Below are 1,337 nucleotides of genomic sequence, written 5' to 3' on the forward strand. Positions count from 1 at the left end.
CGCTCCGCTTGAACGAGTCATAATCGTCCTTGTCGAAGAACCTCTTCTGAACTTCCAGGAACTCCCGATTGATCGGAACAGTAACCTGAACATTGCTGATGTTCGGAATCTGGCAGACGATATTGGACATTGTTGGACTCCTTCCTTTCTTGATTGATTGATTGTGGTGCTTAGACTACACCATAAGGGAGTCCCGTTACAGGACTCCCCAAGCTATAGCCTGGATTGGAGGTATCAGGAGTCCGCCGACTCCTTCTTCTTCTCCAACTCCAAGATGGCAAGCGCGATGAGCCTCGCCTTTTCGTCACCGAGTCGCTTAATGTATCCCTCGGCAATTTCGAGAATCGGCTTCTCAGGCTTCTCCTTCTTGATCGGCGGAAACGCTTCCTTATATTCCTTGGATCGGACAGTCTTGCCCGAAAGGTTCTCGATCTGCTCGATCACTTCCGTGTTGAACCCCGCATTCCCGCCGGATTCAATCGAGACCTTGAGACTGATCCCAAGAGGAAGGCTCGGATTATACTTAAAATCCTTGTATTCAAAGCCTTCCGCCGCATACTCAATCAATCGCTTGAGGTGCGGAGCAAAGGGAAGCTTCTCCCCTTCAATCACGCGGATCTTCTCCGCTTTCTTGCCATTGGTCACGCAAAGCAACCGATAGAGGGGCGAACGATTCCCCTCGTTAAACTGACGGAAGGCTTGAGCAACCGCCGGAAAGAATTCAAGCTCAGAAGAGACGGAATTGGTGACGAAACGCTTGACGTGATCAACCATTTGAAGACTCCTTTTCAGGTTAGGTTAGCTGGAATGGTGCTTAGACTACACCATAAGGGAGTCCCACTACAGGACTCCCCAAGCTATAGTCTTACTTATAGGGATCCGGGTATGGCATCCCTTTGTGATACATGCGTTCGCCTGATAAAGCGGCGCGGTAGAAGATCCACGACGGGATTCCCAACCGTTCCGCATCCTCTTCCATACAGCGAACGGAAAATTTGTAGCCCAGGTCGCCAGTGCTTCCGCCACTAGCGGCCCTTTCCCAGGCCCCAGCCCGATAGTAACGGGCCAAATACAGCGCTTCTTTCCATACTTTAGCCATTTTTCTACTCCTTATCTTCATCTTCTCGGTTGGCAGAACACCACAAGGGAGTCCCATAGGCACAGGACTCCCCAAGCTATTCTGCTTTTTTGTTTTTGAGACACTCGTAATAATGACGCAGACCGGTATCGTCTAGGCGTCAATCCTAGCCTAATCCCCGCGCGCTCCTAGGCGAGCATGTTCGGCGTCATCGCCTAGGCTCCGTTTGTCAGACGGACTCCTAGACTGGCCTAGACTC

Annotated in this window: 2 protein-coding genes; both read right to left on the reverse strand. The window is 51.2% G+C overall.

Features of this window, described 5'->3' with window-relative positions; translation table 11 throughout:
• Nucleotides 1–234: 234 nt before the first annotated feature.
• Nucleotides 235–774 carry a hypothetical protein gene (locus tag D6783_02400; protein RME53306.1) on the reverse strand — a complete coding sequence of 180 codons (540 nt, stop codon included), beginning with the start codon at nucleotides 772–774 and terminating at the stop codon, nucleotides 235–237.
• Between the two features lie 91 nt (nucleotides 775–865).
• Nucleotides 866–1,120: a hypothetical protein gene (locus D6783_02405; GenBank protein RME53307.1), complete on the reverse strand. Its 255-nt coding sequence runs from the start codon at nucleotides 1,118–1,120 to the stop codon at nucleotides 866–868.
• Between the last annotated feature and the right edge of the window lie 217 nt (nucleotides 1,121–1,337).

The organism is Candidatus Woesearchaeota archaeon (genome assembly GCA_003694805.1).
GTDB lineage: Archaea > Nanobdellota > Nanobdellia > Woesearchaeales > J110 > J110.

Coding starts and splice junctions, on each gene's coding strand:
- D6783_02405 (RME53307.1), bottom strand. CDS start 1,120: ATGAAGATAAGGAGTAGAAAAATGGCTAAAGTATGGAAAGAAGCGCTG.
- D6783_02400 (RME53306.1), bottom strand. CDS start 774: ATGGTTGATCACGTCAAGCGTTTCGTCACCAATTCCGTCTCTTCTGAG.